Consider the following 8878-nt stretch of genomic DNA (forward strand, 5'->3'; position numbering starts at 1 on the left):
CCCCATTCTGGTATAGGGGGTTGTACCCCTAAACCTAAAAAGGACATTGATGATAAGTTCATAATCGCCCAACCCATTTCTAATGTTCCCATTACTGCTATTGGTGGAAGAACATTAGGAATAATATGCTTCTTCATAATGGTCGATGTAGAAGAACCACTTATTTTAGCTGCAGTAATGTAGTTCTGTTCTTTCAGGCTTAGTACCATTCCTCGAATGATTCTCGCATAGTAAACCCACTGTACGAGAATTAATCCTAAAACGACTTGTTTAAGACCTACTCCCCATATACCAACAAAACCAAGAACAAACAAAAGGCTCGGGATTGCCATTAGCCCATCACCAAGTCTCATTAACAATTGATCTATCCAACCACCTTTATACCCAGCAATGATACCAATAATCAAACCTATACTTAGAGCTGAAATAAAAATGAGCATCGCATATCCTAGTGAGATTCGAGCTCCATATAGTATACGTGAAAACGTGCACCTACCTAAGTGATCCGTCCCTAAAGGATAATTCAAAGAAGGTGACTGTAATTTATGAAGGACATTAACCAAAACAGGATCATTAGGTGCAAGCCACGGGGCAAAGATTGTGACTAAAAATAATACTAAGAGTATTAGAGAACAAAAGACAATCACTAAATGACTTTTTAACATATCACGGAAATTTCCTATCATTGGTACTGACTTCCTTTTCTTGAAATACGAGGATCAATACACATTTGGATAAGGTCGACTATTAAGTTACTAATTAGGAATATACCAGCTGCTAATAGCACATAACCTTGTATAACTGGAACATCGCGATTAAAAATGGCCTCAATAAAATACCGTCCAAATCCTGGCCATGAAAAGACTACCTCTACAATTATAGCCCCCGTCATTAAGTTGCCTAAATTCATTCCTAGTCCAGTAATCATAGGCGCTATAGCAATTCGGAGTACATGCTTTCCCATAATGACTTTTTCATGAATCCCTCTCGTCCGTGCAAAGAGCACATAAGGTTCTTGTAGGTTTTCAAGGACGCTTGCACGTAAAAGCCGAGTATATAATGCTATTAARGGAAATGCCAACGTGACAGAAGGTAGAATTAAATGTTTCCAAGTTCCCGTACCTTCTACTGGAAAAAGSTCTAACTTCACTGAAAAGAAAAAAATGAATAAATATCCAAGCCAAAAGGATGGGATAGATGCACCAATAAAAGAAAGAAACCGACTAAAATGGTCAATGCCACTATTCTTCTTAACCCCTGCTAAAAACCCAATAGGGACACTTACTATAATCRCAATTAAAAGACTACCTATTGTTAACTGAATAGTTGCTGGTATTCGAGAATAAATTTCTTCCACTACAGGCTTATTCGTAAGATAAGATATGCCAAAATCAAATTGGCATACCTTAATTACAGCGTTCACGTATTGGATAAGGAGAGGTTGATCTAAGCCAAACTCATGTCTCTTTTCTTCCAACATCTCATCTGTTGCTTGGATATGCGATGCAGCAAAGTATGCCTCAGCAGGATCCACTGGTGATAGGTTAATCATTCCCAATGTTAAAAAAATCGCTAAAAGAAAGATTGGAACGATGGTGAATATCCGTTTCAAGACATAAGTACCCATGAAAACCTCTCCTGTCGCTTACTCGTTTACACTAATCCCTGTAAATGGAYGTTCATCCCGATTAGCTGGGAATGTGAAACTAGAAACATCCTTTTGATAGATTGCTATTTGCTTAATATAAGAAATAGGAACAATTGCACCCTGCTCTTGTAATGAACCTAAAATAGATGTGTATAGTTCTTGACGCTCATTTTCATCAGTTGTTTGTTGAACAGCAGCGATTTGGCTCAACAATTCATCTTTGTTAGGGTAAGACGAAATAGCTTCTCTAAATCCAAATCCTTCTGTAGCTATGATGTTTACGAAAGTATGTGGATCATATGGAGCGCCGTAGTTACTAAAGAAGTTCATATCAAACTCATTCGCTTTGAATCTTTCGACTTGAGTAGTAAGCTCAACTCCAGCAATAGTTAATTTCACACCTAATCCCGCCCACTCAGATTGTAAAATTTCAGCCATTGTTTTTTGAATGGATTCAGCTGAGTTATACATTAACTCGATTTCAAGTGGTTTACCGTCTTTTTCACGAATATCTTTTCCTTCTGGTAACTTCCAACCTGCTTCATCTAACAATTGGTTAGCTTTTTCAACATCATAGTTAACCGTGGTTGTATCAATATCGGAAGTGTAAGGGAAATTAGTTGGCAAAATATAGTCAGCCTTCTCTTCTACCCCAGATGTTACCCCCTCAACCATTGCTTCTTTATTAAACCCATAATGTAACGCTTGACGCACCTGGACATCTGAAAGTTGTTCAACATTTGTATTCATAACTAATTGTCTAGTAGCAACTGGCTCAGAAATACTATTATCATAAGAACCTGTTGATTCTAATTGTATAAAAGAATCCAAGCTGATAACACCTTCACCATATACAAGGTCTAAATCTCCTTTTTCAAAAGCGAGTACACGTGTTTCAGCGTCAGGAATCACTTTGACTGTAATTTTCTCTACACCTGGGCGTTCGCCCCAATAGTTTTCATTTTGTGTAAAAGTAGCGTATTCATCTACTTTGTATTCATCCAATACCCATGGGCCTGTGCCTACTGGTTTTTCTATTCCTTTAGAAGTGTCACCATCCTGAGGAAAACCAGATTCCCCTAAGAAACGGACTGGACGAACGACCGCTAACTCCTGAATAGTAGGATGATACGGTTCGTTTAATGTCATTTTAAACGTATATTCATCTATTGCCTCTGTTTGAGCGACCTTTGGAATAAAGCCTAACCAGCTATGTAAATCTACATTATCTAATACAGCATCAAAATTCTTTTTCACAATTTCAGCATTGAAATTTGTACCATCAGAAAACTTCACATCTTGACGTAAGTTGAATACATATTCTTTTCCATCATCTGAAACTTCCCAAAATTCAGCCAAATGTGGTTTTAGTTCTCCTCCATCTTGATAGCTGACTAAAGGTTCAAATACCATAGACTGGGCAAACATTTGAGATGGATTGTAGAGATGTGGATTTAGATCCCCTATATCTCTAGGCCAAGCAAAAGTAATCACATTCTCACTTTTATCTTCGGCTCCACTCGTAGAAGCTGAACTTGAATTTTCTATTGATTCATTTGAACTTGAACAACCTAGTAACGTCATTGATAAAATAAAGATCATTGCAGATATAAATAAAAATTTATTTAAATGTATTCTTGTTAACATAAACTTTCCCTCTTCTCACTGAAATTGATAACCATTATCAAATAATAGAATTCCACTATCTGTTTGTCAATAAGATTTTTAAATTTCAGAAAGATATTCTTATTGAAATATTCTCCACATCGTATTCATACTATCAGCAACTTGCCCAATTTCATCTTTTCTCGTTAAATGCTTATCCGTTGCAAGAACTAAAAAAAAGCTTCTCAAAAGTTTAATCAACTAATGAGAAGCCTCTTTTTTTATACCTAATGTTAGCATTTTGTTAATTGCACTAACCCCTTATATATCAAGGGGGTGAGCGGTCATTACATCATGCCGCCCATTCCACCCATACCGCCCATGCCGCCCATGTCAGGCATGCCGCCGCCTTCGTTTTCCTCAGGCTTATCAGCGATAACTGCTTCTGTAGTTAGGAACATAGCAGATACACTTGCTGCGTGTTGAAGTGCAGAACGTGTAACTTTAGTAGGGTYAACGATACCCGTTTCAACCATGTTTACCCACTCGCCAGTTGCTGCGTTGAATCCGAAGCCAACTTCTTGTGACTTAAGGCGCTCAACGATAACAGAACCTTCAAGTCCAGCATTGTGAGCAATTTGACGAACTGGCTCTTCAAGTGCACGTAGAACGATGTTAACACCCGTTGCTTCGTCACCATCTGCAGCTACAGCTTGAACTGCTTTGATTACATTAATAAGCGCTGTACCACCACCAGCTACGATACCTTCTTCAACTGCTGCGCGAGTTGAGTTAAGTGCATCTTCAATACGAAGCTTGCGCTCTTTCATCTCTGTTTCAGTTGCAGCACCAACTTTAAGTACCGCTACGCCACCAGCAAGTTTTGCAAGACGCTCTTGTAATTTTTCTTTATCGAAATCAGAAGTTGTTTCTTCTAATTGTCCCTTGATTTGGTTTACACGAGCTGCAATTTGATCAGCTTCGCCTGCACCTTCTACGATTGTTGTGTTTTCTTTCGTTACAACAACCTTACTAGCACGACCAAGTTGAGTGATGTTCGCAGACTTAAGATCTAAACCAAGATCTTCTGTGATTACTTCTCCACCTGTTAGTGTAGCGATATCTTCAAGCATTGCTTTACGACGGTCACCGAAACCAGGAGCTTTAACAGCTACTGCATTGAATGTACCACGAAGTTTATTCACTACAAGTGTTGCAAGAGCTTCACCTTCAACATCTTCAGCAATGATCAAGATTGGCTTACCTTGTTGAACAACTTGCTCAAGAACAGGTAGTACCTCTTGAATGTTAGCAATTTTCTTATCTGTGATAAGCACGTAAGGATTATCAAGTACAGCTTCCATCTTATCAGAGTCAGTAACCATGTAAGGAGAAGCATAACCGCGGTSAAATTGCATACCTTCAACTACTTCTAGCTCAGTAGAGAATCCTTTTGACTCTTCGATTGTGATAACGCCGTCGTTTCCAACACGCTCCATTGCCTCAGCAATGATTTGGCCAACTTCTTCATCCGCAGAAGAGATTGCAGCAACTTGTGCAATAGACTCTTTACCTTCGATTGGTTTAGCAATGCTTTTAAGCTCAGCTACAGCAGCAGCAGTTGCTTTCTCGATTCCTTTACGGATAACCATCGGGTTTGCACCAGATGTAACATTCTTTAGACCTTCACGAATCATTGCTTGTGCAAGTACAGTTGCCGTTGTTGTACCGTCACCAGCGATATCGTTTGTTTTGCTTGCTACTTCTGCAACAAGCTTAGCACCCATATTTTCAAATGCATCTTCAAGTTCAATTTCTTTTGCAATGGTAACACCATCATTTGTAATTAAAGGAGAACCAAATTTCTTTTCAAGAACAACGTTACGTCCTTTTGGTCCAAGTGTTACTTTAACTGCGTTTGCAAGTGCATCTACACCGCGTAGCATAGAGCGACGTGCTTCTTCGCWAAATTTAATATCCTTAGCCATGATTTCGACCTCCTAGAAAATTGTGTATATAACCCTAGTTTACTTATTCATTAACCAATGATTGCGAGAATATCGCTCTCACGAAGGATCAAGTATTCAACTCCACCGTAMTTCACTTCTGTACCAGAATACTTAGAGAAAATGAYAGAATCGCCTTCTTTAACCTCAAGTGCAATACGCTCTCCGTTGTCAGTCACACGACCAGTACCAACAGCAACTACTTTACCTTCTTGTGGCTTTTCTTTTGCAGAGTCAGGTAATACAATCCCGCTCGCTGTTTTTTCCTCAGATTCGATTTGCTCAATGATAATACGATCACCTAATGGCTTTAACAAGGAAAACACCCTCCTTCAAGACCTATGTAATAGACTTATTAGCACTCGGTCACATTGAGTGCTAACACAATTATTATAATAATCATTACACTCTCGTTTTGCAAGTCCTTTACCATATTTTTTTTGATTTTTCTTAATGATTCACTTTTAGAGCAAGAGATAAGTACACTCAATTGAAACCACTACTATGTATTCGCGTTCATCTTAAGCATTCCTTCTGTCTTTCTAATATAGCTATGGTAAAATATATAGATTGAATAGATAAGAAATTTTTAAAAAGGAGTTAGCATATTGAATATTCGTTATTGGTGGATCCTTATTACATATGTACTGATGCAACTCTCTGCAATTCCTGGCACCTTGCTGTTAATGCAAATGGATGTACCGTTTGAGCGCATTCCAGGAATTTGGAGTATTATTAGCTTCTCTTTAGGCCTAATCATTATTCTGTTCCTTCTTGTCCCAGATATGCGCAATAGGCATCAAGTGCGAGGTCGCTCCACGCGAGGCGAAGCAGTCCGTTGGTCAATCATTGGTATTTTCATGGTATTTGCTGCTCAGTACGCTGCAGCTTTAATTGAAATGTACGCGCTCGGTATTGAGCCAGGATCAGAAAACACAGAAGCCATTGTAGAAATGGCTAAAGCGYTTCCTGCTTTCATATTCGTTGTAGCGATTATTGGTCCAATATTAGAGGAAATTGTGTTTCGTTTAATCATTTTCGGAGCACTCTATAAACGATTCAACTTTTGGATTGCAGGTTTTGTGAGCTCGTTCATATTTGCTGCTATTCATTTTGATTTCACTCACCTTCTTGTCTACACAGCAATGGGCTTTGTGTTCGCTTATCTTTATGTAAAAACCGGACGAATTCTCGTCCCTATTTTGGCACATGTTGCCTTAAACCTCTTTGTAGCTGTAGTGAATGTCCTTTTGGCAGACCAACTTGAAGATTGGGTTGAGAGGTTAGAAGAAGTACAACAAACATCATTGATTATCGGGGGATTATTATGAGGGTTTCTCCAACTGCGATGGCCCTAATGTACTTCACACTGGGAGTACTAGTTGTTTATATTGCGATCCTGAAAGTTGAGCAAACCGGATGGGATTTTTGGGCATATTTAATTATCGGGTTTGCAGCTTTTGACTTCTTGATCGCCTATCGTTTTTTCCGGATCAGACGTGTAATAAAGCAAATTCAAAAGCAACAAAAGAAAAAAGATGAATAAGAACATGACCGTGTCAATTAGGACACGGTCATGTTTTTTTCTTATTTTTGGTCCGAGTTTTCCCAAATAACTTCAGATAGTTGCTTGATACGGTAGGCACTCATTAAGATTCGAACCACTCCTATTAATACGAAAAGGATAACGACAATATACAGCACCGCCATAACCATATGGATGGCCGCTAAAGGGAGAAGGACGACCAAAGCGACCTGGGTCCATACATAGAAACAACTTTCTACTGACGAAACGCTCATGCCATTCGAACTGTTTGCGCTCCTTCAATAAATCAATGTAATAATTCATTAATTTGACCACAAACAAAATCGTCACCACTAATAATGCAATTTCCAACAAAGAAAACCAACCAAGTAGTAAAGGATTTATTGGCAAAGCCGCTTCCTCCATTTTCTCATTAGGACGAATAAAGAAGGAAGAAAACCATTCCATTGCACTTAATGGGATTAACACATTTACCCATGGAACTAGCTTTTTTATCTCATTGTCTTCTTTCCCTACTTTTTGTATGGCAAATAAAATGAAGATAAATCCTATAAATCCAGGTAAGATTGATACTAAATTAATCTCAAAGTCTAAAAGAGCAATAAATAGCCCCCAAAAGATCAATGAAAACCCTAAACGAAACGATCGCACGTACCATTCCTCCCATTTAATTACTTTCCATCTCTCTACTCATTCTGTAAAAAATTTGTCGATCATAAAAAAACCTTGCACTATCATTACGATAAGTACAAGGTTTCGCTCTTATTTAGCCGTTACTTTTATCATGGTAGCAAGATTTTTAGCTGTTAATTCTAAATACTCTAAGCCATTTTCTAGTGCGTCATTCAATGTGGTGATCCCAGGAACAAGTGAAAAAGCTGCATCAATCCCCTGATCATAAATCGTCTCATGACCTGGRGCAAGCCCCCCAGCAATCGCAATTACCGAAATACCTTCCATTTTAGCCGCCCTTGCTACACCAATTGGCGTCTTCCCATAGATGGTTTGATGATCAAGCCTTCCTTCACCTGTGATGACAAGATCAGCTCCCACTATCTTTCGGGTAAAATGAGTGGCTTCAAGCACTAAAGTAACTCCAGAATCTAATCTTACGTCTAAAAAGGCAAGCAACCCTGCACCTAGACCTCCCGCAGCTCCGGCACCGGCAATGTCTTTTACATCTTTATTTAGTTGCTCGGAAATCACAATAGCATAATGAGCTAATGCCTTATCTAGCTGCTGTACCATTTCTTTCGTTGCTCCCTTTTGAGGGCCATAGATAGCTGATGCTCCTTGTTCTCCAAGAAGTGGGTTATCTACATCACAAGCAACCTCAATTGTTACCTCAGCTAACTTAGGATGAAGGTCATCTACATTAATCGATTCTAGGTTGGTTAATGCCGCCCCTCCGTACGGAATTTCTTCCCCGTTTGAGTCTAGTAACTTCACTCCTAATGCTTGTGCCATTCCTGCACCGCCATCGTTCGTGGCACTTCCTCCTATTCCAACAATAATGTGCTCTACCCCTTCATTTAAGGCATCTGCGATTAATTGTCCCGTACCATATGTGGTTGTTATTAATGGATTTCGTTGTTCAGTTGGTACAAGAGATAAGCCCGATGCTTCTGCCATTTCTATCACAGCTATTTTCCGATCTCCCGATAATCCATAGCTTGCACTTACCGACTCACCAAGAGGACCCATTACATTTACCGTTTTAACTGTACCATCAAGGGCATCAACCAACGATTGGACAGTCCCTTCTCCTCCATCAGCCATTGGAACTTTTATATACTCAGCATCAGGAAAAATGCCTTTAAAGCCTTTTTCAATTGCATTAGCCGCTTCAAGAGCAGAAAAACTTTCTTTAAACGAATCAGGTGCAATCACTATTTTTTTCATCCTACTCGCTTCCCTTCCACAAGTATACTCATCACAAGAACCACTGGAATACACCAAAGATTAACGTTGAAACAATCGCCATAATTAAGCCCACGAGCGACTCATAAGGAATAAGTTTTAAGCGTTCATTCATTTGCATACCTACACTTCCTGCTGTTGCATGGAAGAAAC

The 8878-nt window shown here is 39.1% G+C and carries 9 protein-coding genes and 1 pseudogene; 2 read left to right on the forward strand and 8 right to left on the reverse strand.

Annotated features, from left to right (window positions below; translation table 11 throughout):
• The 5 genes from AB685_RS23680 to groES form a co-directional block, all read right to left on the reverse strand.
• On the reverse strand, positions 1 to 686 hold a 686-nt coding region (locus AB685_RS23680; RefSeq protein ID WP_047973043.1), incomplete at its 3' end, for an ABC transporter permease subunit.
• Positions 683 to 1627, reverse strand: coding sequence for a nickel ABC transporter permease subunit NikB (gene nikB, locus AB685_RS23685; protein ID WP_047973044.1), 945 nt, complete (start codon positions 1625 to 1627; stop codon positions 683 to 685). The genes AB685_RS23680 and nikB, both read right to left, overlap by 4 nt.
• Positions 1628 to 1645: 18 nt before the next feature.
• Positions 1646 to 3295, reverse strand: a complete 1650-nt coding sequence (gene nikA / locus AB685_RS23690) for a nickel ABC transporter substrate-binding protein (RefSeq protein ID WP_047973045.1) — start codon at positions 3293 to 3295, stop codon at positions 1646 to 1648.
• A 305-nt stretch (positions 3296 to 3600) separates the two neighbouring features.
• On the reverse strand, positions 3601 to 5241 hold the full coding sequence (gene groL, locus AB685_RS23695; RefSeq protein WP_047973046.1) for a chaperonin GroEL: 1641 nt from the start codon (positions 5239 to 5241) through the stop codon (positions 3601 to 3603).
• 50 nt (positions 5242 to 5291) lie between these two features.
• The gene (groES, locus tag AB685_RS23700) at positions 5292 to 5576 is read right to left on the reverse strand and encodes a co-chaperone GroES (protein ID WP_047973047.1); all 285 of its coding nucleotides are present in this window, start codon (positions 5574 to 5576) and stop codon (positions 5292 to 5294) included.
• A 291-nt stretch (positions 5577 to 5867) separates the two neighbouring features.
• Here groES and AB685_RS23705 point away from each other — a divergent pair, with 291 nt between their 5' ends.
• Together AB685_RS23705 and AB685_RS23710 are read left to right on the forward strand one after the other, a co-directional pair.
• Positions 5868 to 6590 carry a CPBP family intramembrane glutamic endopeptidase gene (locus AB685_RS23705; RefSeq protein ID WP_128755935.1) on the forward strand — a complete coding sequence of 241 codons (723 nt, stop codon included), beginning with the start codon at positions 5868 to 5870 and terminating at the stop codon, positions 6588 to 6590.
• Entirely contained in the window at positions 6587 to 6805 is a 219-nt protein-coding gene (locus AB685_RS23710) for a YdiK family protein (RefSeq protein ID WP_047973048.1), read from the forward strand. The genes AB685_RS23705 and AB685_RS23710 overlap by 4 nt, the downstream gene beginning before the upstream one ends.
• A 72-nt stretch (positions 6806 to 6877) precedes the next feature.
• On the opposite strand, the gene AB685_RS23715 is transcribed toward AB685_RS23710, so the two are convergent.
• The 3 genes and pseudogenes from AB685_RS23715 to AB685_RS32190 all read right to left on the reverse strand — a co-directional run.
• The gene (locus AB685_RS23715; protein WP_047973049.1) at positions 6878 to 7456 is read right to left on the reverse strand and encodes a hypothetical protein; all 579 of its coding nucleotides are present in this window, start codon (positions 7454 to 7456) and stop codon (positions 6878 to 6880) included.
• Between the two features lie 111 nt (positions 7457 to 7567).
• Positions 7568 to 8707, reverse strand: a complete 1140-nt coding sequence (locus tag AB685_RS23720) for a glycerate kinase (RefSeq protein ID WP_047973050.1) — start codon at positions 8705 to 8707, stop codon at positions 7568 to 7570.
• 31 nt (positions 8708 to 8738) lie between these two features.
• A pseudogene (locus AB685_RS32190) lies at positions 8739 to 8878 on the reverse strand (GntP family permease); the annotation flags it as partial.

The organism is Bacillus sp. LL01 (genome assembly GCF_001037965.1).

Coding starts and splice junctions, on each gene's coding strand:
- AB685_RS23710 (WP_047973048.1), top strand. CDS start 6,587: ATGAGGGTTTCTCCAACTGCGATGGCCCTAATGTACTTCACACTGGGA.